This window comes from Providencia rettgeri (assembly GCF_023205015.1).
Classification (GTDB): Bacteria; Pseudomonadota; Gammaproteobacteria; order Enterobacterales; family Enterobacteriaceae; genus Providencia; species Providencia rettgeri_E.
Map to the genome: position 1 here is coordinate 194,897 of NZ_CP096258.1, position 21,863 is coordinate 216,759.

The window sequence follows — 21,863 nt, forward strand, 5'->3', positions numbered from 1 at the left end:
TAACATAGTTAATATAGGAATTTATCAAATGAGTCTTAATATTCAATCAGAACTGAATAAGCCAGTTTTACGTCATAATCCTGTCAGCTTTGATGGTCTTTCCCCAGCAATTAGCAGCAATACAAAAGCAGCTGCGACGCCTTTACTGCAAGGCGTGCAATTAAATGATGTATATACAATGGCATCAGAGCCTGAAATGCGTATGGATAAGCCATTATTAAAAATGACGCAATTTTCAATGCATGATGATCAGATGCTAGCGGATATTTCTGCGTTAACGAACTCCGATAAGTTAGCCACACTGGATGATCTTCATGCCTTTCGAACACTGACGCCAGAAAATATTCAGCAGGCAATTGGTAAGGTGTTAATTGAAGAAAAAAGTTATATAGAACAGCTGGTTGGAGACGCGCAGTTACCAGATGAAACTGAGTTAAAACAGATGGCTCAAGCCGTTCAAGTCTTGATTGCCAGCAGTTTCTTTAAAGACCCATCTTCTGGGCAGATTTCCGGTGGTCATAAAGGCCAAGAGCCTATCGATAGCATTAAAAATAGCCCGTTTGTTGGAATTATTAGTAATGACTTATTGGTTGAGTTGTCAAAAATTCTTCGCAAAGTGATGACTGAGATAAACATTTCAGATCGTCGTATCAGTGCAGATTTTCTGCAATTAAATGCCAAAATGGTACAAGCGTCTGCGGATTCAACGATCCGTGAAGGTAAAGAAACCTTTAAAGGCGCCATGATGGGCTTTTTTACCTCCCTTGCGATCACGGCTGCTGGTAGTGCTTTCCAAGCAAGAGGGTTGCGTCAACAACAGAAGTCGATCAAACACAATTTGGTGCCAGGAAATCAAAACATCAGAGGTGCCAGTAAGTTATCTGGGTTAAATGGAACAGTAGGGAACGATTCAACGAAATCGAATACGTTGAGTTTAACGGGGAAAGATGGCTCTACAGTGACACTGAGCGGTCAAGCTTCGCAAAGCCAGAAAAATCTTGCAAGTCAACGAATTGAAGAAGCTAGCAGACGAACAAGAGAGCTTGGTGTATCACAGCATGAGAAGCACGAGCAAATCATGAATAAATCTCGTGTACAAATGGGGGTGGCAGAGCAGGCTTCCCGAATGTCAGATAACGCCGGCCAATTAGCGACAGCGTCAAATCAAGTTAATGTAAAATCGGCAGAAGCGGACAAAATGATTGAACAATCCGTGGCGGACACCGCACGCTCAGTTTACGCCGATAAAGACAAACAAGTCGATAAGAGTCAGGACCTTGCAAAACAGATGCAAGAGCATTTACGTGAAATTCGCGAAAGTGGCCTGAGAACAGTACAAAGCATGGTGAGAGGCTAAAGAATGGCGATTATCTCTCCTTCTTATTTAGATAATATTAGTCACTTTCAGCCGTTGGCGACACCAGCCCTGACAGAGCAACCACACCTCCCCCTTTTTGGGGGGGGCATTACATTTGATGAGTCACTTATGCCCCATCAGCAAGCTTTAGATGTATTTCGACAGATGGAATACAGAGTACCGGAGGACGTTTATCAGCCACGGTCACAGAATGATCCCCCTGAAGATATACTGAGTGGGGCAAGAATGCTGATACGTGAAAATAAGAGAGCGAATGATGCCTATGAGGAGGCGAAAGGACTCAGAGCCACAAGAAGAGAGAAGAGTCTCGAAGATGGTCGCTCGCATATTAATGGATTGACTGGCCTAATTGATAATATTCACGCAGATTATCAAAAAAAATACGGAGAATTAGTTAAAGCATCAACCCAATATATGCAAGATATGAATACCATGGCAAGTAAGCTATCTCGTTATATTGAAGCGGGTGAAGATGGTAAAATACATATCAAATTAGAAGATACTTTGAGGGTCATGGATGAAATAGTTGCGAAATATTCGGGTACGAGTGTAATCAGTGAAGTTGATGGCCATACAGCAGAAATACAGGAACTAGAGGAACGATTAAAAAAAGTAGGTTCAGAACCATTTGGTATATTTGCATCATTTCTATTGAAATCTCAAATAGAAAACGAAAAAAAGAAACTCGACCTGAAAAGTGTTGGCGAATATTTTGGAAAATGGAAGCCTGATTTTGATAATGCTAAGCCCTTAATGGAGATAAAAGGTACTGAGCAAGAATATGCGTTTTGGGAAAAAAAATTATCAGGGCAAGGATTTATTATTGAGCGAATGAATGGAAAGTTATGCGTATTTCCAGATTTAAAACCCGTCAAAGAAATTTTTTATGCATTGAACCACTCTTCGGCAACTTGGGATAAAGATGGTAGTGACATTTCATCTCAAGAGTTTCAAAGTTTACAAACCGCGATAGACAGTCAAAAAAATGCGATTAATAGCTCAGTTTCACGTTTATTAGAAACCTTTCGGCAAGATAATAGTCATTTTGAAACGTTAACTCAGCTGCTTATTCAGCTCTATAAAGATTTACAGCAATATAATAATGGCTACGTCAATATGTAATGACAAAATTGTATTTTCCCTATGGAGTGAAAATAAATTTCCATTTAGTTTTTATATTAATCAATAAGGAGGGGGGATGACTAACATTAAAAGTAATAGTTCACCTGTGTCACCTGTTAATAACCCATTGTCGGCACCTGAGAATAATAATAAATTATTTTCAAGTAATATAAGCTCAGTTAATAATGTAGGTCAGGAAGCCCAACTTCCTAGCAAAGAAAAAGTCACTGAAAAAGAAGTTAATATTTTATGTCAGACTGAAGATTTATATTCTAACAAGTGTAGTTTACAAATAAATACCATTAAATCACTATTAAATAAAAAATATCCTAATATTAGCTTGGAAATGATAAGCAATACTCTGAATGCTATGGGGGATGAGACTGTTGCAGGGCTAGAGTGGAATTATCAATCTAAAAATATGTTTAATAGTTTGACACTATTTACTGATGAAGAAATTAAAAATTCAAAAGTATTATATTATGTGAAAGAACTGATTAATAAAATCAATAGCGGTAAGACTGACGAAAAATTTAAACAAGCACTCCGATTGTCGGAAAAAGCCTTTAATGAATTGCCATTCGATAATATTTGGAGTGATGACTATATTGATAACGTGTCTAAACGTTTTATCGATAAATATGTTGACCCCGCTATTAACGGAAAATTAAACCCTTTGTTAGATGAAAAAAGTATTGAGGAACTACCATTCGACGCATTATTTGATCCTCTTCTTCATAAAGGAAAACAGGGGTTAATTACGGAAGCAAAAAATCAACTGAAAAAAAATAAAGAACCAGTTAATAAACACTTACATTTATATAATATCTTTGTGGCGCTGGAACAAAAAATTGAAATTATGGGGAAGCTAAGTACTCCTATAAATACAGATGGTGAGACTGAATATACGGATGGTAAGGCTGAAAATAGGGTGGCACTAAATCTTGAGAATAATGCTAAACCGGAGGATTGCGTGGATGGTGGCCACGAAAGCACTTTTGATGACAACAAAGACATGCCTGCTTTGTTAACTAAACCTATAACGGTTAATGATAACTTTACCAGTATCTATAATATGGCGAAGGAGGCCGCAGATGATCGCCCTGTAGAGACTAAAGAGCCGCTGGTTGAAGATGACAATCAAGAAAATGATCAAGTTGCTCATAAACAAATGATGAATGATAAAGCGCAGGAAAGGGCGAATAAAAAACCTGCAACGGTGTTTAATACATTATTTGGATTAAAAGATGCAGCCGAAAAAACAAAGCTTGATGTGGACCTAATAAGACAGGAAGCCCTTCTAGCATCACGGCCTTTATTAGTGAGGAAACCGAATACGGTTGCTCAGGCGCCGCTTCACTCTTTCGAACTACCAAAACGGGAAACTGCGTTTATAGCGAATACTTATCAAAAAGACAAAAATAACCACTGGGTACTCAAAGAGCCAAAAGGACAAAAAGCGGTGACATTATCAGCGAATGGCATGCTTACCCGTAATCTATCAGATAAAGCAGTCTACCAAGGCGACCGTGAAGCGGTTAAAACCGTGGTGGTGGATACTTACTCACACTTACCCAATACAGGTAAGTCAGTGACATTAACGGAGAGAGGGGCGTTAACACGTGACCAAAGCAAAAAAGACGCTTACACCACACAAGAGTGAGAGACCACATGAAAAATGAACACGCGGCTATTCACTGGCAGTGGCTTTCAGAGCAAATTCAATCAATACGGGCTTATTCGGGGATCGAAAATACCTATACAATAGACTCTGAGTTAATCCGAGATGTTCATATTGATTCACTGGAATTGTTAGAGCTGATAACGGCTATCGAACAGTATACAGGGCAGCCAATTAGTGATGAAGTTTGGATGAAATGGCATAATTTTCGGGACATTGTTGAGTACCTAGTGAGTGTCATATAAAAATAGAGAGCCACGGTATTTATGAACTGACCCCAGTTTATTTATTTGAATGTGGCTCCTTTTACTTATTTTCTATTCTGTTATTTTCAGTCATATAAAATTCATCATTTTGTCATCAAGTGATAACGCTCACAAAATAGCATAGCCTCGTTTGCTTAGATCTACGCGCGTAGACTATCCTTTAAGTAAATAAAAAACGCCAGTTAGATTTTTTTGATTAAAAGGCTTAGCGCCAACACCAAGGGTTTATCACTATGGCTACACAATTAAATATCGAGGCGAACCAACAGGCCGCACAAGAACGGTTAAGTACGCCCGAAGGAAAAAAAGATTTCCGCCGGGCGATTTTTTCTTGTTGGTTAGGTACAACCATGGAGTATGCAGATTTTGCCCTCTATGGCTTAGCAGCAGGTATTATTTTCGGTGATGTTTTCTTCCCTGATTCAACGCCGATTATGGCGCTGCTATCCAGCTTTGCAGCTTATTCAGTCGGATTTATTGCACGTCCGATTGGCGCACTATTTTTTGGTTGGCTAGGTGATAAACATGGCCGAAAAATGGTTATGGTCATCACGATTGCGTTGATGGGGCTATCAACCACCCTTATTGGAGCGATCCCCAGCCACGCACAAATTGGTGTCTGGGCACCGGTTTGTTTGGTGATCTTGCGGTTTGCCCAAGGCTTAGGTGCAGGGGCTGAACTCTCCGGTGGCACGGTGATGTTGGGTGAATATGCCCCGGTTAAACGTCGAGGCCTTGTTTCGTCCATCATTGCATTAGGTTCAAACAGTGGAACACTACTGGCTTCAATGATTTGGCTGATCGTATTACAGATGGACAAAGAAAGTCTGATGTCATGGGGATGGCGTATTCCTTTCCTTGGCAGTATTTTAATTGCGTTGGCCGCATTATTTATTCGTCAACATATGCGTGAAACCCCGGTTTTTGAGCGACAAAAAGAGCAACTCGCCGAAGAACGTCGTCTCGCATTAGAGTCTGATGCGGTGGCTCACCCTGTAGATACCCGTTCATTTTGGCAAAAAACACGTGCGTTTTGGACAATGGTGGGGTTACGTATTGGTGAAAATGGGCCATCTTATCTTGCTCAAGGTTTTATCATCGGTTATGTCACTAAGATATTATTGGTCGATAAATCCGTACCCACCACAGCTGTGTTGATAGCCTCTATTCTTGGTTTTGCCATTATTCCCTTCGCCGGTTGGTTATCCGACCGATTTGGCCGTCGTATTATCTACCGTTGGTTCTGTTTCTTATTAATGCTATATGCCGTACCTGCGTTTATGTTATTAGACTCTCGCGAACCGATGATCGTGATCCCGACGATTGTGGTTGGGATGGGGTTAGCATCTTTGGGGATTTTCGGGGTACAAGCAGCTTGGGGCGTGGAACTATTTGGTGTGCGTAATCGCTATACTAAAATGGCTTTTGCTAAAGAGCTTGGTTCTATTTTATCCGGTGGTACAGCGCCACTGGTGGCATCTGCATTGTTGTCTTGGACAGGTCAGTGGTGGCCAATAGCGGTCTACTTTATTGCCATGGCATGCATTGGCTTCGTGACCACATTCTTTGCTCCAGAAACCCGAGGCCGTGATCTAAACCTGCCTGAAGATGCGATATAAGTGAACGTGGCTGTATATAAAAGTCAAAGTGGCTGCTATTCTTTGACAAAGTCATGTTAGAAAAAGGAATTGCTGGGTGTCAGAGACGAATGACCGTAAAGTGACGCGGGTAGATGTTGCCCGCGAAGCCGGAACCTCGGTTGCGGTAGTCAGTTATGTGATTAACAATGGCCCGCGTCCTGTCGCAGAGGCAACGCGGCTAAAGGTGTTAGCTGCAATCAAAAAAACGGGGTATCGGCCAAATGGCATTGCTAAAGCCTTAGCTTCGGGTAGTACGCAGACCTATGGGTTAGTGATCCCTGATATTTCTAACCCCTTTCTTGCCTCTATTGCCCATGCATTACAGCGCGAAGCGTTTAAATATGGGCATGTTTTGTTACTCGGTGATGCAGGTGATTCACGGGTTCGAGAGAAAGAATTGATTAATAACCTTTTGCTCAGGCAAGTTGAAGGGCTTATTTATACCAGTGTTGATCGGCATCCCTATGTTGATTTAATTCAGTCATCGGGCACGCCTTGTGTGATGCTTGATAGAATTGAGGCCGCAGAAGGGATCAGTACCATTCAAGTGAATGAGAAACTGGCCACCTATAAAATTACTCACCATTTAATTGAACACGGTTATAAAAATATTGGCATTATTTGTGGCCCGAATAACATGCTGAATACCCAAGACCGCTTAAATGGTTGGAAAACTGCACTATCTGAAGCCGATTTGATGATACAGCAAAAATGGATTTTATCGGGGGAATACACCCGTGATTGGGGTTATCACGCGATTTATCAGATGCAGGACATTGGTTTCCCTGATGCGATTTTTGCGACAAATGAATTACAAGCGTTTGGCTGTTTAAAAGCCTTAGCAGAATTAAACATGCGTGTACCAGAAGATATTGCTCTGGTGTGTTTTAACGGTACGGTGCAATCAGAATATACTGTTCCAACGCTTACAACGGTTCGCCAGCCTGTTGATCAAATTGCGCAAAAAGCGATACACATCTTACAAAATTGGCCACAAAAAGAAGCCATTTGTGAAGTGGAATTTGAATTACAAATCGGGCATTCATGTGGATGCTGATGATTTATTGTTTCAGGGAAATTTATGCGAGTGATTATAGATTGCGACCCCGGTAATGGGGTCGTTGGTGCGAATGTTGATGATGGCTTGGCACTTGCGCTGGCTATTGCTGCACCTGAAATCAAATTGGAAATGATCACCACCGTTTCGGGTAATACGCCCAGCGAAATTGGCTTTGACGTTGCTAGTCATTTAGTTAATTCGTTGGGGGAAAATATTGCTGTTTATCGTGGTGCATCGTCGGCCTTGGTTGAAACGAGTGCGCCATGGCGTGAGCTACTCGATAACGGCGCTGAACGGGCTCAACTTAAGCACCTGTGGGATGGCCTTCCCTCCGTACCGAGTTTACCGCGGTCTATCCCAGAAGCAGCGTTACGTATTGGCGAGCTAGTTTGCCAGAACCCGAAACAAATCACGATTATTGCCATTGGCCCATTAACCAATATCGCAATTGCAATGCAGCTGTTTCCTGATATGGCTCAAAACGTGGCGGAAATAGTGATCATGGGGGCAGTTTTTAACGTACCGGGATATTTGAAAGACACGAATTTTGGCATCGATCCTGAAGCGGCCTATGCGGTGTTGAACAGTGGCGCAAACCTGACTTTGGTACCAATGGATGTTACGGTACAAACGCAGATGGTGCATGAGGATCTTGATAAACTTGCTCAAATCGATACGCCTCTGAGCCGTTTTCTTGAGGCCACAATGCGACCGTGGATGGACTATTCTCGCGCAACACGTCATTTAGCAGGGTGTTGGATACATGATGTGTTAACCGTTGCATGGTTATTGGATAAGCGCCTAGTGACGCATGAGCAAAAGCATGTCGGTATTGAGCTTCAAGGAGCACTGCGTGGCAAAAGTTTCTGTTATGACTCACTACGTCTAAGAGTTGGGTTCCCTGAACCAAAAACAAAGCCAATCACGGTACTGCAATCCGTCGATAACTCGGGTTTATTAGACTTAATCTTTAATACGCTCAAGCGGCAAAAATAAGGTAAAAAAATAGCGCCTGAAGGCGCTATTTTTATCGCGTTTAGGCGGACTTCGACATCATTCCGTGGGCTAAATGGCCTTTATGGAACGTTGCAAATCGTGGGGAAATCCGCGCGACGGCCTCGGCAGAACAAGACGCATCAAGCAGCACAAAGCTGGCGTCATCCCCTTTGGCAGGCCACACTTGTTGGCCTTTCTCATTTAACGGCAAAATATTGCCTGTTGCGATGGCAAGTGAACGGGACAGCGACAGCTCATCAGGGCGAGTGTAGAGCTGTGCGTACAAATTGGCTTTTTCTAGCATATCGCCTAGGCCAAAAGGCGACCAATGGTCAATTACACTGTCCGTTCCGGTCATCACAAATACCCCATTTTGATTTAGGGTTTTTAGTGGCATATGCAGTGTGCCAATTGGAACCGTCGAAGCAATAGTGATTTGCTGCTCAGCTAACTGTTTAGCTGTTTTTTCTGCTTGTTCAGGGTTAAGTGTTGCCAGTGCAAAGGCATGGCTGATGGTCACTTTACCGCGCAAGCTGCGGTTTTCATCTACCGTTTTAATCATATAATCGATAGCGGCAACGCCCGCGGGGCTAGTTTCATGTAGATGAATATCCACGCCTTTGTTGTAGTCCAACGCAATTTGGAACATGGAATCGAGAGATTTTTCCATTGCGCTATCCACATTGGTTGGGTCTAAACCGCCAACATAGTGAGCGCCTGCTTGCATGGCTTCACGCATTAAACCTTCTGACTTGGAATGTAATAAACCATGTTGTGGAAAGGCGACGATTTCGCAAGTGAGATCTTGCTGGTGCTCACCAAGCACTTTTTGTAAGGCTTCTAAATTTTTCAAACCAGAAACGGGTTCGATATTACAATGGCTGCGGGCAATGGTTGATCCTTGGGATTGGATCAGCGCGATCAGCGCATTTGCTCTTTCTTCCGTGAAAGGTTGTAATTCAGGTAGCAATTTTTGCTCTAACGCGATCATGTCCATAATCGTTTTACCTTCACGTGACTGTGGCGCTTGCCATGGCCCACCATAGAAGGTCTTATCGAGGTGGATATGCATGTCACGAAAGGCCGGTAGCATCAGTTTGCCTTGCGCGCTATAGGCATTTAATGTGCCATCTGCATGCTGTTTATTCGGTAAAACAGCCGCAATTTTACCGTCACGGATTTCGACAGTGTGTAAGGCGGTTTGGGTGCTGGTAACCGTCGAATCCTGGTAATTAAAGCCCGTTTCGAGCAACACGTCATCGAGGTAATAATGTTTGTCCGTAATACTGGATTGGCCTGTTTTAAGGCTAACTTGGCTTTGAGCGGAAGCAATGCCTGATACTGCACCGAATAAAGTGCAAGCGGCCGCAACTTTGGCGCTGGTGGAAAGGAACTCTCTTCTGCCTGATGATTTTTCTGCTTTCATAGAAACTCCTAGTGATATCCATTTACTGCCGAATTTCCTGTTTTTAAGCGATACTTATTTACTCAGATCGCCATCAAACGATCTGAGTGGTACTGCATTTGCGATTAACAAAAAATTCGCATGAGCTAGATTATAGAAATTTACCCTTGAACAATATGGGTTCCCGTTTCACCGCGTAAGGCTTCTGGTAGTTTTTCAGGGGTGGTGATGATCACACGTTTACCGCCATTAGCAATAAACGATAGGCTGGCTTCAATCTTCGGTAACATGCTACCCGCAGGGAAATGGCCTTCTTCCATGTAGCGTTGCATGTCGCGGGTGCTGGTTTCGCCAAGTGCTTTTTGTTCAGGTTTGCCGAAGTGAATGCATACTTTTTCGACACCTGTGGTGATAATTAAAATATCGGCATTGAGCTCTTTCGCCAGTAAAGTTGTTGATAAGTCTTTATCAATTACCGCATCAACACTTTTGTAGCCGCCATTGCCGTTATCAATGACTGGGATACCGCCACCGCCCGCTGCAACCACCACATAATTATGTTCTGTTAAGGTACGAATAGCTTGTGATTCAATGACACGTTTGGGTTCAGGGGAAGCTACGACTCGGCGGTAACCGCGGCCAGAGTCTTCAACAAAATGCCAGCTTGGATTTGCTTGCTGTAATTGCAGAGCTTGCTGTTCAGTGAAAAATGCCCCAATCGGCTTGGTTGGCGCGCTAAAGTTAGGGTCGTTTTTATCGACTTCAACTTGTGTTACTACCGTAATCGCTTGGCGGTTATGGCGTTTTGCTAAGACGTTAGTCAGCGCTTGTTGAACTAAATAGCCGATTCCACCTTGCGTATCCGCTACGCAGTTAGCGAGAGGCGTTAACGGCAAACCTTCGGTTTCATGGGCGATCTCGGAACGACGCAAATCTAATCCAACTTGAGGTCCATTTCCATGGGTCAAAACAATGTTGTAATTACCTTCAAGCATGTCACCAATATGATGTGCGACTTCTTGAACGGCTTTTTCTTGAGCTTCGATAGACTGGCTGTTGTTATCTTTGATAATACTGTTGCCCCCGATGGCAACAACCACGAGTTCTTTCATTGTTAATGTTTCCTGAGACAGATATTTAGCTGATAGTAGGTGTACAGAGCACACCTACTATAAAAGGTTAGCTTGGTTACACTGACTTACTGAGTTTCTCAGATTTTTCAGCTTGTTGTTCTTCCACCGATTTTCGGCTGTCTAAAAAGTGTTTGAGTACAAATAAAGCTGCCATCATGAGGTATGCGTAAACAAACATCAAGGTTGAACCGGTGGCAATTCCGACCGCTGGGGAGTGAATAATTCCGAAGAAGACTAATATTGCTCCCGCGGCGGCAGCAATGGCTCCACGCAATGGTTGGTTGAGGATAGCAAAGATAGCAATACAGCCCCATAACATACTGGCTAACGGTGCCCCGTTTCCTAAATGGACCAGGCCTTGATAATAAACCCCTTTGTGTAGCAAGGTTTCAATACCAATTGCACTCGCAGAGGTGCCTGCCGCGCCAATGACACTATTAACCATCGTCAATGCCCAGTTAGCAATCCATGGGAACAGACAGATAAAGATAACGGGGACTTCAATTTTCGGCGTTTCTCGTACAACTTGGTTGGCGGTGACGACCCCGATAAACACCAGTATTGGCACGATAGCGGTCATTGGAATGATAGCTAACATAAAGGCGCCGATACCGAATAATGGTACGATAAACATGGTGATACCGGATGCTAGCGTATAACCCACGCTTGCACCCATCGCTTTCCAACCCGCGTGACCCACATAAACGGTGACTGGGAATGGGTTACCTAGGAAACAACCGACAGTCGATGATAAACCGTTAGCTAACATGACCTTACGTGTATTATATTCATCACCCGCCGCGTGGGCACTTTCAATATTTTCCAGGTCGAATATATAGTTTGCTAAGCCAAGTGGTACTGCAGACGCTAGGTAAGGCAGAGCGTGTGGCAGGCCTTGGAAGAAGCTATCAATATGGATACTTGGAGGGTTAAAGCCAAATGATGCCATTGAGTCTTTGATTGCTTCTGCACTTTGCAAACCGGAAGCCCATGCCAACACTGTACCCGCAATGAGAAGCAATAAGCCGGTTGGGATACGCGCAAAAATTGGTTTTTTACCAAACCAGTTAATGAAAATTAATAACAGCACAATGAATGAAACCGTTGGTGCTTCAAACGCTTGCAGCATTGGGTTCATCGCCAGTAACAGTAATCCTAAACCAGACAAACAGGATAACAGAACGGTGCGTGGGATCATCTTACGGATGGTTTCACCTAAGAAAGAACCACCGACGAGGATCATTGACTCGACAAAACACCAAACCAGTGCGATTTGGATCGCAAATTCGGCATTTTGTGTTGTTTGGTAGACTGGCATGATGACTAAGAACGTCACCGTAAAGATAGAAGGGGCACTCGGGCCTGATGGAAGAGCTGTAACGTCATCGCGCCCGGTTTGTTTTATCATTTGCTGGCCAAAATAAGCGTAGCTCACACTGGCAAGTAAAACAGCAAAACCAAAAGCAGGTGCAATCGTGCCATAAACCATTTCAGATGGGATACCGACAACGAAAATTAAGAGACCCATCATGGTGAGGAGGTTGGTTAGGTTATTGGTCATTAAGCCAAAGTAGGCGGCTAAGTCCCCACGTTTCCACTTGATGCTAAGTATACTCATATATATATTCCCCCTGCATACCCGTCATACTTTGAACCGCAGTGTTGTTGGCTGCATTCACTCGGCCTAGCCGCATACTTATATATGCGACTAGGGTCTCGTTTACTTACCGCCTAGCTGCAATTCAAACTATTTAGGTTATGTTCCTATATTTTGAGTTACAGCACTGTTTTTCAAATAAAATCAATCAGGGTATTCGTTTTATTCTTATTGCCCATCCGAAGATGGGCGTTATTTTTTATGACTGGAAACTACGCGTATTTCTGCGCGTAAGACAGCATAGCTTTTTCAAAGCAATCAAACGGTGGGTGAACAATACCTGCTCCAATCATACCGATACCCGCGTCTTTATGGGCAATGGCCGTGTTGATGACAGGTAAAATACCACTGGCTGAAACTTTCGTAATATCAATGGCTGTAGGAATACCCATAAAGCCTAGTAATGGAATAGTGACATTCGGGTTTTCACCTAACGTGATTTCACGCATCTGGCGGGAGAAGTCGACGGCTTCTTCTACCGTACCCCCCACCAGTGCCACGATAGCGGGGGCTGTTGCCATAGCAAAACCACCAATACCGTAGGTTTCTGTGATTGCAGAGTCACCGATATCTAAACCAGAGTCTTCTGGTTTGTAACCTGCAAACATCGGACCGATAACTTGCTGAGAAGGTCCTGTGAACCATTTACCCGGTAACCCACTGATACGTAAGCCAAACTCATAGCCATTACGCGCCATGGTGGTGACAACGGTGCTGTATTCGATACCGTGAGCGGCATCCATCGAAGCTTTACACATCGCCATCCACGTTGGGCCGGAGAAGTAATCGCTGCTTGCAACAAAATCAAAGACTTCTTTTTGTTGTGCGACAGAGAAATCAGTTTGAATGATCCCAGTCGTGAGCGCTTGGATAAGTAAGGTTGTTCCTGCATTGTTACGGTTATGGCACTCATCACCCATATGCAGTGCTTGCGCAAGCATCAAGCGCAGGTCGATTTCACCAACGATTTTCATTGCGTCGCGTAGCATTGGACCTAAGACATCACGCATCCAATTTAATCGGTCAATGACGCTTTGGTCATTGGCACCCATGCGCAGGATTTTCGCCATTTGCTCACTGAGGTTAGTGAATGCACGGTTACCATAGGTTTTATTTTCAACGATATGCATAAACATCGATGCTGAAGTGACGCCAGCCATCGAGCCAACGCAATCATGTTCATGGCAAGGAGAGAAAATGATTTCCCCAGAAGCCGCAACGCGTTCTGCATCGGCTAAATCTTTTGCCAAGCCTTCGAAAACCAGTGCACCAGTCACCGCACCTTTCATGGCGCCACACATATCTTTCCAAGCAACAGGTGGGCCTGCGTGCAGGATGGTATTTTTGGTCATACCTGGAACTACGTTAATCGCTTGGTCGTAACCGATTAACACAGGCTGAGATTGAATAATGCGCTCAAGTGCTTGGGCATTAGCCGCCGCAATTTTTTCTTGTAGTGCCGCATTACCTTCAATCTGGTCTAGGGCGCGAATGACCGCAACGTTGCCTTGTCCTGGAGGCGTCCAGTTTAAATGCGTGACCGGAACATGTTGTTTTTTCAAGTCATCGCTGAACATTTCGATGCCAACGTTAATCACACTTAATGGCTGTTTAAATAATGAAGTCATTATGCTTTCTCCCCTTTCCATACAAACTCACGCCCTAATAAACCCGTATTGGTGCTGCTACTTGCCCAGATGACTCCGGCATCAGTTAGCATTTTGACTTGCGCATCCATCGATGGCGTATCTTGATCGGTGCCCAATACATAGCCTAAAATTTCTAATTCACGGCCATCTTGCTTGGCAATATTCTTCGCTTCTTTAATTGCATCGATCATCACGCCCACAGGGTCTTCGTGAGAACCAAAGCCTAAAACAAAGTCCATCATAATGACGCCAACTTCAGGATCACGAGCTTCTTGCAGTAAACGTTCAATACGGTTGGTTGGGTCGATCATTGGGTGTGGTTTACCGTTGGTAAAGTCATCATCACCGAAGTCGAGGAAAGTGTGCGCAATACTTTTATTGAGGTCTTTTAAGCGATAGTCAGGGTTTGGCTGAATATTGCTGTAAACATCATCGTACTTTTCTAGCGCGGCAAACATGGCTTCATCACACAGAGTTCCACCGCAGAATAAACCACGAATATATTTCTGCTCAGGTTTCAGTTTTGCTCTGACTTCATCAATCAGGGGTAAATTAAGAGGATGTAAATCTAAATCTTCTTTACGAATACCCGTTAATAGAACGGCTTTCAGTGCGGCTTCTTTGGTGCCTTGGGCGAATGTCAGACCCGGTTTGTCTTCTGGTAGTGGCTGGCTACCTAAGAAACACACAACAACAGGTTTATGGCATTTTTCCGCTTGCTCTAGCACTTTCTTCGCAACAGCAGGGGCTGGTGGCTTAGAAATCAATGTGATAACTTGAGTTTCATCATCGGCATCAAGCATTTTCAGAGCATCAATCATCATGATACCGCCAATCTTCTCGCTTAAATCACGACCACCGGTACCAATTAATTGGGAAACGCCTGCGCCAAATTCGTGAATACGGACGCTGAGTTCTTGGCTACCCGTACCGGATGCACCGATGATGCCAATGCTGCCACGGCGAACGCTATTACCAAAGCACAGCGCGGTTCCGTTGATAATGGCAGTTCCGCAGTCAGGGCCCATCATCAGCAAACCTTTCTTGCTAGCCAATTGTTTAAGGGCAAGTTCATCTTCAATGGAAACGTTATCGGAAAACAGCATGACGTTGAGGTCATTTTCTAACGCAATGCGCGCTTCACGAGCAGCAAACTGACCATTGACTGAAATGACGGCGAGGTTGGCATCTGGGATATGCGTCTTCGCTGAATTAATGGTGGCGTATTTGGCTTCATGTTGCCCACCACCCTGATTTTTCTTATTAAATAAGTCTTCGATAGCAATTAATGTGGCATCGTTTGCTTCATCGCTTGGGCCTTTAATGACAATCATTAAATCGCCATTTTTGGCCTCTTCTAATTCAGGTGTTAGTAACCCTAAATTACGTAAAACGCCTTTATTCATCTCTGTTGCCATCGCGACAAACGCTTGTTCAACATTGTCGAGCTGATTGGCTTTTGTCGAAATAGACATCAGTGATACGGAATCAAAATAAGTATTCTTTTTTATGACAACTTTAGTCGACATAGTTTTCTCCGAAATAATGGGTGATATACAGGGCATCTCGCAAGCCAAATAGCATGTCGCTGCCAGAACTCGACCCGATATTTAAAATCTCTAGAATTTGTGGATAAATATATGTTTCTTTCGCATCAACTAATGATTGAATTAATTGCTGCATATTTTCTCGATATTCTTGGTTTAACGCTTTTTCCAATGTGATGGCACTAATTGGTGTCGTCTGGCTGAGGCTTTGGGTTATTCCTTGATAAAACTCAGGGTAAAAAGTGGCAGCCGGATGACCGGTTAATAATAAAAATGCCATTAACCCAACTAAGTAATCATCTCCTGATGGTGTTAGCCCGATACCTAATCCAACAAGCTGGCGGATCACATCGATAACATTTTCTTTGTTTTTCTTAATTATTGATTCAATCAATTCAGAACGTAATTGAACCAATTGCGCTGTCATAGAGAGATAAAAAAAGTTATCTCCCTGATATTTAAATAGAGAATTTTCATTTTCAGTTAAGATTAGATCCAAATTACTTATTTGTTCTTCGATATATAATAAATAATTTAATTTTTTCAGTTTGTTATCGCTAAAGTTGATAACAGGTTGCCGCCATTCTTTACATAAAGAAAATGATATTAAATAATGACTACCAATCAATATTTCTTTATTTGATAAATTAATGTTCTCTCCTTCTTTAATATCGAAAAGAGAAAAGTCTTTATTGATTAGTCGGCAACTATTTGGTGCATTATCTAACTGAGAACAAAGCAAAGTATAAAGTTCATTATCAATAGAAAAGTTAATGGCTTTATTAAAAACTTGTTCTACTGTTCCTTGGGGTTGTGGCTGATGAAACAAATTGAGAAAATGTGTATCAGCCGTTAGCCCGTATAACCTTTGCCGATGAGATATGGATGCGTTCACATGCCTCCTTATCTATACTCACCATACTTCAAATTACATGGGTGTTAACTTCACTCAGCAACCCGAATGATTTAGAGTATATGGTTTAATTATGCGCCCGCGGCAATCAGCAGCTCTACAATTTCGTTGTAACCCTTTTCACGCGCTAACTCTAATGGCTTTTTACCATATTTATCAGTCATATGTGGGTTTGCACCATGGTCTAATAGCAATTTAACGATTTGCTGTTGTTTTTCGCCACCGTCATTGAGCACGATAGCTTCTAATAGTGGTGTCCAGCCCACGAAGTTGGTGTGGTTAACATTAATCTCGGTTTTTTCAAGTAATTCGCGAACAATTTCCACGTGGCCTTTTTCACTTGCAGGTGTAATACCCACGCCACCAAAACGGGTTAATAAATCTAAATTTGGTTTTGCAGGTAAAACAATGCGTAACAATGTGAGGTCATCATTAAGGCAGCTTAATAAGAAAGGGTTAAAACAGGTTTGGTCTTGTTTATTAATATCCGCCCCTGCATTAATTAGAAAAGAAACACATTCATAATGTTTATTCAGGCTTGCATTAACAATTGCCGTGCGGCCTTGGCGGTTGGTGGTATTAATATCCACACCTTTTTCAAGACAACTTTTTAATATTTCTAATTGTCCTTTTTCAGCTGCAGTTAAAAAGTCGTGAGCGAGAGTACTAGCGGTCATCATTTTCCCCTTAGGTTGGTTTTTATTACCAACATAGATAAAGACAATTTGAAGATTATTTATGATGTTTAAAGCATAGCAATTGTCATTAATAAAAAGAATCCATTTAAATTTAATTCATCAATGAGGCGTTTGATTGTTGAATTCAATTCAATAATCCGGCTTTTTTGTGCGTACGAGCATCCTTTTTTATCGTTTTTTGATGGTTTGTGACTGTTTTATGAACAAAATTGTATGATTTATTTTGTTAATTAAAATCGAAAATCATGATTTACTCAGTTCTGTGATAGACATCAAATTGAAAGTTTTTAATTTGTTAAATTTGTAATTTTATTGATCTCGACTGTGTCGAATGTTAATGCTTGGTTTGCCTATTAAATTCAATAATATTAAGTATTTCGAATATTAATAGTGACGTTAAATGTACGGTTTTTACCTAGGGGGAATACATATCAAATTTAATCTATTCCAGTTGTTAGTAATTCTGTTAAGCTATAAAAATATGCTCGAAAAATAATCCGATTTTTGCGTTATTGAATTTTATTCACATAAAAACATGATTTGTCTAAATTTTAAACATTTTGGCGGTGGGTATGAACTCAATTTTTACGGAAGAAAACTTACTGACTTACACAACAGCAGCCAAGTTTGCGAGTTTTAGTAAAGCCGCGGAAGAATTAGGCGTGACCACCTCTGCGGTAAGTTATACCATCAAACGTATTGAAACTTATTTAGATGTCGCATTGTTTATTCGTAATACCCGTAATATTGAACTCACAGAAGCGGGTTATTATTTTTATCGTAAAGCGACCGACTTACTTAATAATTTCCATTCTATTCAAAAAAGTATTTACTCTATTGAGCAAGGTATTGAAGCGCGGGTGCGTATTTGTATTAATCAGTTATTATATACGCCGTATCATACCGCTAAGTTACTGCAAATATTAAAAAAACAATTTGCTACCTGCCATATCACCGTGACAACAGAGGTATATAATGGGGTTTGGGATGCCATTATTAATAATCATGCGGATATTGCGATTGGTGCTCCGGGTACGTTGATGGATGGCGGTGGAATTGACTACACTGAAATCGGTGCAATTCATTGGCAATTTGCTATCGCAGCAAGTCACCCATTAGCGCTGATGCCAGAGCCCATCGCTGAGAGCCAATTGCGCCTCTATCCAAATATTATGGTAGAGGACACTGCGCATACCATTAACAAGCGAGTAGGCTGGCTATTACATGGACAAGAAGCAATTCAAGTTCCTGATTTTAACACTAAATGCCAGTGCCAGATACTCGGTGAGGGGATTGGTTTCTTACCGGATTATATGATCAAAGAACATGTTAAACATGGCTTGTTGGTAACGAAACAAATTCAGAATCCGCGGCAAGACTCCCATATGCTACTCGCCACACAGCACTCAGCGACTGGGCTTGTGACACAGTGGATCCGCAAAGAATTTGGCGAAAAGGGGGTTTTAGCAGATCTCTACAGCGATCTTCTAAAACCCATCAATTAGTCTTATTGGCTAGCGACATCAAGGGCTTTATCGATGGCATCAGGGATCACTGAACCGTGGTTTTTGCCATCGAATAAGGTAAATTCACAGTGCCTTTGGTGGTTTGCAATTTCAGTGCAAACTTGGCGTGTGCTAATCCAACTTTTGCGCGCTTGGTAATTTTGTACTTGTTCGGCGCTCAATTTGGATAAATCAGGGCTCTCTTCTAAACCGCCTAAAGTCACAAATAAGGGGGAAGCCGTTTGTTTCGCCGTCAGTTTCGCTAAATCCACCATACTTCCTTTACCCCACCATAATGACGGGCTGGCCGAAACATAAAACTGAAAATCATCCGGTTGTTGTTGGTATGCCATCAAGGTAAATAATCCACCAAATGAATGGCCAAATAGGGTTTGTTTGCTTTTATCGATAGGAAACTGCTGCTCTGCCCATGGGCGGATAGTGCTAGTTAAAAATTGGTACAGTACAGGGGACCCCCCGCCTTGTTTAAAATCCTCACCCGTAACCGGTGGGGTATAATCGAGCGTTCGCCATACTTTTGGGAAGGCTTCGTCGATGGGGTAACCAATTCCAATAATAATTGGTAGTTTATCCGCAGGGAGCTTTGCAACTGCGCGATTAACCGCTTTGGGGTATAAACCATTGCCATCAAGCATATACAGGACAGGGCGTTGTGCGGTGACATTATAGGGTACCGCACTGTAAATGCGCAGCGCACGGTCACCGTAGGCCATATCCGTTTGTTGGATATTGTAAAATTGGCTGACTTGCTCGTCCATACTCGGGATAGTCTGGCTAGGGCGTGCGAATGCACTGCTTGCCATACATAATAATAAGCTGGAAATTAATAATTTATTCAATACTCGTCATCCTTCAAGCTGCAGGGGTGTTGACTACGCTCAGCAACCCGAATCACATACTTTTGAGGGTATACCTGAAACAGGCACACCCTCAGAGCTAATTAGAAACTAACGTTAACGTTCGCCCAATAGCGGCGTCCGTCTTCAATATCCCAGTTGCCACCACCTTGTGCATCAATTTTATCGCCTTTTTCATTACCAATATTTAATACCGCAAAGTTGAGTTTGGTATTTTTCAATAATTGATAGGTCGCACCGACATCCATAGTGGTATAGCCATTACGGTAACGAGGGACTGATGCACCATTACGCTGTGCAGCCCAAACTTGTTTTCCTACATATTGCGCACGGGTATACAAGTTGAGGTCTTCGCTAAACTGCCAATCTAATTTCGCATTGGCTAAGTGTTTTGGTGTCTTATCCAAAGGATAGCCTTTTAAAGATTGTCCACTAGTTAGCTTTTCATCATCACTTTTACGTTCTGAGTCGGTATAGGTATAGTTCAAACTCAGCTTCCAATCTTCTATAATTGGAATACCTGTTGCGACTTCAACCCCTTTAATGTTTGCTTTACCAACATTGTCATAGGTATACAGTTTTAGGCCTGTAAGTGGGTCAGTTCCACCAGTGTAATAACTGGTTAATTTATTTTTAAAATCAGTATTAAAGAATGTTAAGCTCGCATCAAAGCCTGATTCATGGTTATAGGCAATGCTGATTTCTTCACTGACACTTTTTTCGGGTTTCAGGTCAGGGTTACCATGAATGATACCTAAGCCTTTTTCAGTAGACGTTCCATAACTCGGGCTAATTTCGCGTAATGTTGGCGCGCGGAATGCAGATGAAACGCCCCCTTTAATGGTTATCTCATCGGTGAGGTAATAGACGGCATAACCTCTTGGGTTCCAGTGGTCGCCATAAAACTCATGGTGATCTAAACGTAACCCACCCGTCAATATCAGATTCTCTGTTGCCGTGAACTCATTTTCTAAGAAGAAAGCGTGTTGTTCCGCGGTCATCTTCGCATTTTCAGTTGTTGATGAACCTGTTGCTGAGGTGTCTTTTAGTTTCGCATACTGAAATTGACCACCAACGGTTAGGATATTGTCCGGCAAAAACGCCACGACTTTTCCATCAACGACAGTATTGGTAATTTCGGGTACTCGTGCGTCATAACGATATTCTGTAATTTTAGTCGCAGGGTCTGTTATGTCTGTTTTGGTTCTTTTTTTCGTATTTTCTTGATAAACACTCAACTCAGTATTGAATGAATCCCAGTCCCCTTTATAGGTTAAAGCAAAATGGTTACGGTCATTATGGATTTCAGAGTGTTTATTTGCTCTTGGCTTACCATTAAACTCACTGGTTGGTGCAAGGGAGTAACCCGGTTTTTCTTCTCTTTCTTGTGTGGTTCTACCCGCTTCTAATAAGAAAGTTTGGTTTTCCATTGGGGTAAACGTCAGTTTTGCGGTTAGGCTTTTATTATCTTTTTTATGATGGCCATCAGCAATTTTATCTTCTTGGCGATAATCCCCACCACCATACAATTGCAGGCCGAGTTTATCTTGAATTAATGGGCCTGATAGGTAGAAGTTACCGTCGGCTGAATTACCGCTATCGCTATTTTCTTGGATAATCGCGCCTGTTGTCACACTACCGTGCCATTCATTGGTCACTTTTTTGGTGATGATATTGATAACACCACCCATCGCATCAGAACCATACAGGGAGGACATAGGTCCACGGATCACCTCGATGCGTTCAATCGCTTCAACAGGTGGCATAAAGCCCGCTTCAAAACCACCACTGCCGTTTGGACGTGATTCACGGCTGTTTTGACGACGCCCATCGACCAATATCAACGTATATTCGCCGGGTAAGCCGCGGATATTAATATCTTGTTTATTGGCAGCACCAACGATACTCACCCCTTCTACGTCTTTAACCGCATCGGCGAGGTCACGAACAGGTTTGTTTTGTAGTTGGTCTGCACTGATCACGGTCACGCTAGCTGGAGCATCACGCAGTTGTTGTGAGAAGCCTGACGCACTGACGACCATAGTATCTGTTTTACTGTCTGCTGCTGTAGCGCTAAATGAAGATAAAGCCGCACAAACACCGGCGGCAATAAGGGTGTAGTGATATTGCGAAGTCATAGTTATCCCTAGTAAATATAAATGAGAATGATAATTATATTGTTTGCGAATACTATCACTAAAACATATCAAAAATAAATAATGTGCTAACTAATTTATGAGCAATATTTGATCTCAGCTAAGAATTTTCACCTACGGTATTTTCTTCAGTCACCACGTTTGTCTAGTTTAACGAAAAATTAAGGTTTAACTTGTTC

Annotated in this window: 17 protein-coding genes; 8 read left to right on the top strand and 9 right to left on the bottom strand. The window is 42.4% G+C overall.

Annotated elements, in window-relative coordinates:
• Window positions 1-28: 28 nt before the first annotated feature.
• The 7 genes from M0M83_RS00860 (at window position 29) to M0M83_RS00890 (ending at window position 8,143) form a co-directional block, all read left to right on the top strand.
• Entirely contained in the window at window positions 29-1,357 is a 1,329-nt protein-coding gene (locus M0M83_RS00860) for a type III secretion target, IpaC/SipC family protein (protein WP_248467360.1), read from the top strand.
• A gap of 3 nt (window positions 1,358-1,360) precedes the next feature.
• Entirely contained in the window at window positions 1,361-2,500 is a 1,140-nt protein-coding gene (locus M0M83_RS00865; RefSeq protein WP_248467362.1) for a hypothetical protein, read from the top strand.
• A 76-nt stretch (window positions 2,501-2,576) separates the two neighbouring features.
• On the top strand, window positions 2,577-4,163 hold the full coding sequence (locus M0M83_RS00870) for a hypothetical protein (RefSeq protein ID WP_248467364.1): 1,587 nt from the start codon (window positions 2,577-2,579) through the stop codon (window positions 4,161-4,163).
• 8 nt (window positions 4,164-4,171) lie between these two features.
• Window positions 4,172-4,426, top strand: a complete 255-nt coding sequence (locus M0M83_RS00875) for an acyl carrier protein (RefSeq protein WP_213914454.1) — start codon at window positions 4,172-4,174, stop codon at window positions 4,424-4,426.
• A gap of 254 nt (window positions 4,427-4,680) precedes the next feature.
• The gene (locus M0M83_RS00880; protein WP_125891798.1) at window positions 4,681-6,066 is read left to right on the top strand and encodes an MFS transporter; all 1,386 of its coding nucleotides are present in this window, start codon (window positions 4,681-4,683) and stop codon (window positions 6,064-6,066) included.
• A 76-nt stretch (window positions 6,067-6,142) separates the two neighbouring features.
• Window positions 6,143-7,144 (top strand): LacI family DNA-binding transcriptional regulator, encoded by a 1,002-nt coding sequence (locus M0M83_RS00885; RefSeq protein ID WP_248467366.1) that lies wholly within the window; start codon window positions 6,143-6,145, stop codon window positions 7,142-7,144.
• Window positions 7,145-7,168: 24 nt separating this feature from the next.
• On the top strand, window positions 7,169-8,143 hold the full coding sequence (locus M0M83_RS00890; RefSeq protein WP_213914456.1) for a nucleoside hydrolase: 975 nt from the start codon (window positions 7,169-7,171) through the stop codon (window positions 8,141-8,143).
• A gap of 40 nt (window positions 8,144-8,183) precedes the next feature.
• Here M0M83_RS00890 and M0M83_RS00895 read toward each other — a convergent pair whose 3' ends face one another.
• The 7 genes from M0M83_RS00895 to M0M83_RS00925 all read right to left on the bottom strand — a co-directional run bounded on the left by M0M83_RS00895 (window position 8,184) and on the right by M0M83_RS00925 (window position 17,124).
• A complete protein-coding gene (locus M0M83_RS00895; protein WP_125891795.1) occupies window positions 8,184-9,569 on the bottom strand; it encodes an amidohydrolase family protein in 1,386 nt (461 codons plus the stop codon).
• A gap of 140 nt (window positions 9,570-9,709) precedes the next feature.
• A complete protein-coding gene (locus M0M83_RS00900) occupies window positions 9,710-10,660 on the bottom strand; it encodes a carbamate kinase family protein (RefSeq protein ID WP_213914457.1) in 951 nt (316 codons plus the stop codon).
• Window positions 10,661-10,736: 76 nt separating this feature from the next.
• Window positions 10,737-12,299, bottom strand: coding sequence for a xanthine permease (locus M0M83_RS00905; RefSeq protein ID WP_125891793.1), 1,563 nt, complete (start codon window positions 12,297-12,299; stop codon window positions 10,737-10,739).
• 251 nt (window positions 12,300-12,550) lie between these two features.
• Complete coding sequence (locus M0M83_RS00910; protein WP_248467368.1) at window positions 12,551-13,966, bottom strand: DUF1116 domain-containing protein; 1,416 nt, start codon at window positions 13,964-13,966, stop codon at window positions 12,551-12,553.
• A complete protein-coding gene (fdrA, locus tag M0M83_RS00915) occupies window positions 13,966-15,516 on the bottom strand; it encodes an acyl-CoA synthetase FdrA (RefSeq protein WP_213914458.1) in 1,551 nt (516 codons plus the stop codon). Before fdrA ends, M0M83_RS00910 begins: the two co-directional genes overlap by 1 nt.
• A complete protein-coding gene (locus tag M0M83_RS00920) occupies window positions 15,506-16,429 on the bottom strand; it encodes a DUF2877 domain-containing protein (RefSeq protein ID WP_125891790.1) in 924 nt (307 codons plus the stop codon). Before M0M83_RS00920 ends, fdrA begins: the two co-directional genes overlap by 11 nt.
• Before the next feature lie 89 nt (window positions 16,430-16,518).
• On the bottom strand, window positions 16,519-17,124 hold the full coding sequence (locus tag M0M83_RS00925; RefSeq protein WP_125891789.1) for an ankyrin repeat domain-containing protein: 606 nt from the start codon (window positions 17,122-17,124) through the stop codon (window positions 16,519-16,521).
• Window positions 17,125-17,717: 593 nt separating this feature from the next.
• Between M0M83_RS00925 and M0M83_RS00930 the strand changes: the two genes are divergently transcribed.
• Complete coding sequence (locus M0M83_RS00930) at window positions 17,718-18,650, top strand: LysR substrate-binding domain-containing protein (RefSeq protein ID WP_125891788.1); 933 nt, start codon at window positions 17,718-17,720, stop codon at window positions 18,648-18,650.
• 2 nt (window positions 18,651-18,652) lie between these two features.
• Here the strand turns inward: M0M83_RS00930 and M0M83_RS00935 are convergent, their stop codons facing one another.
• Both M0M83_RS00935 and M0M83_RS00940 read right to left on the bottom strand, forming a co-directional pair.
• Window positions 18,653-19,510 (bottom strand): alpha/beta hydrolase, encoded by an 858-nt coding sequence (locus M0M83_RS00935; RefSeq protein WP_248467369.1) that lies wholly within the window; start codon window positions 19,508-19,510, stop codon window positions 18,653-18,655.
• Window positions 19,511-19,611: 101 nt separating this feature from the next.
• The gene (locus tag M0M83_RS00940; protein WP_248467371.1) at window positions 19,612-21,666 is read right to left on the bottom strand and encodes a TonB-dependent receptor domain-containing protein; all 2,055 of its coding nucleotides are present in this window, start codon (window positions 21,664-21,666) and stop codon (window positions 19,612-19,614) included.
• Window positions 21,667-21,863: the final 197 nt, after the last annotated feature.

Excerpts from the sequence above, each read along its gene's own strand:
- M0M83_RS00940 (WP_248467371.1), bottom strand. The coding sequence starts at position 21,666 with ATGACTTCGCAATATCACTACACCCTTATTGCCGCCGGTGTTTGTGCG.
- M0M83_RS00895 (WP_125891795.1), bottom strand. The coding sequence starts at position 9,569 with ATGAAAGCAGAAAAATCATCAGGCAGAAGAGAGTTCCTTTCCACCAGC.
- M0M83_RS00905 (WP_125891793.1), bottom strand. The coding sequence starts at position 12,299 with ATGAGTATACTTAGCATCAAGTGGAAACGTGGGGACTTAGCCGCCTAC.
- M0M83_RS00880 (WP_125891798.1), top strand. The coding sequence starts at position 4,681 with ATGGCTACACAATTAAATATCGAGGCGAACCAACAGGCCGCACAAGAA.
- M0M83_RS00870 (WP_248467364.1), top strand. The coding sequence starts at position 2,577 with ATGACTAACATTAAAAGTAATAGTTCACCTGTGTCACCTGTTAATAAC.
- M0M83_RS00930 (WP_125891788.1), top strand. The coding sequence starts at position 17,718 with ATGAACTCAATTTTTACGGAAGAAAACTTACTGACTTACACAACAGCA.
- M0M83_RS00925 (WP_125891789.1), bottom strand. The coding sequence starts at position 17,124 with ATGACCGCTAGTACTCTCGCTCACGACTTTTTAACTGCAGCTGAAAAA.
- M0M83_RS00875 (WP_213914454.1), top strand. The coding sequence starts at position 4,172 with ATGAAAAATGAACACGCGGCTATTCACTGGCAGTGGCTTTCAGAGCAA.
- M0M83_RS00865 (WP_248467362.1), top strand. The coding sequence starts at position 1,361 with ATGGCGATTATCTCTCCTTCTTATTTAGATAATATTAGTCACTTTCAG.
- M0M83_RS00910 (WP_248467368.1), bottom strand. The coding sequence starts at position 13,966 with ATGACTTCATTATTTAAACAGCCATTAAGTGTGATTAACGTTGGCATC.
- M0M83_RS00900 (WP_213914457.1), bottom strand. The coding sequence starts at position 10,660 with ATGAAAGAACTCGTGGTTGTTGCCATCGGGGGCAACAGTATTATCAAA.
- M0M83_RS00890 (WP_213914456.1), top strand. The coding sequence starts at position 7,169 with ATGCGAGTGATTATAGATTGCGACCCCGGTAATGGGGTCGTTGGTGCG.
- fdrA (WP_213914458.1), bottom strand. The coding sequence starts at position 15,516 with ATGTCGACTAAAGTTGTCATAAAAAAGAATACTTATTTTGATTCCGTA.
- M0M83_RS00860 (WP_248467360.1), top strand. The coding sequence starts at position 29 with ATGAGTCTTAATATTCAATCAGAACTGAATAAGCCAGTTTTACGTCAT.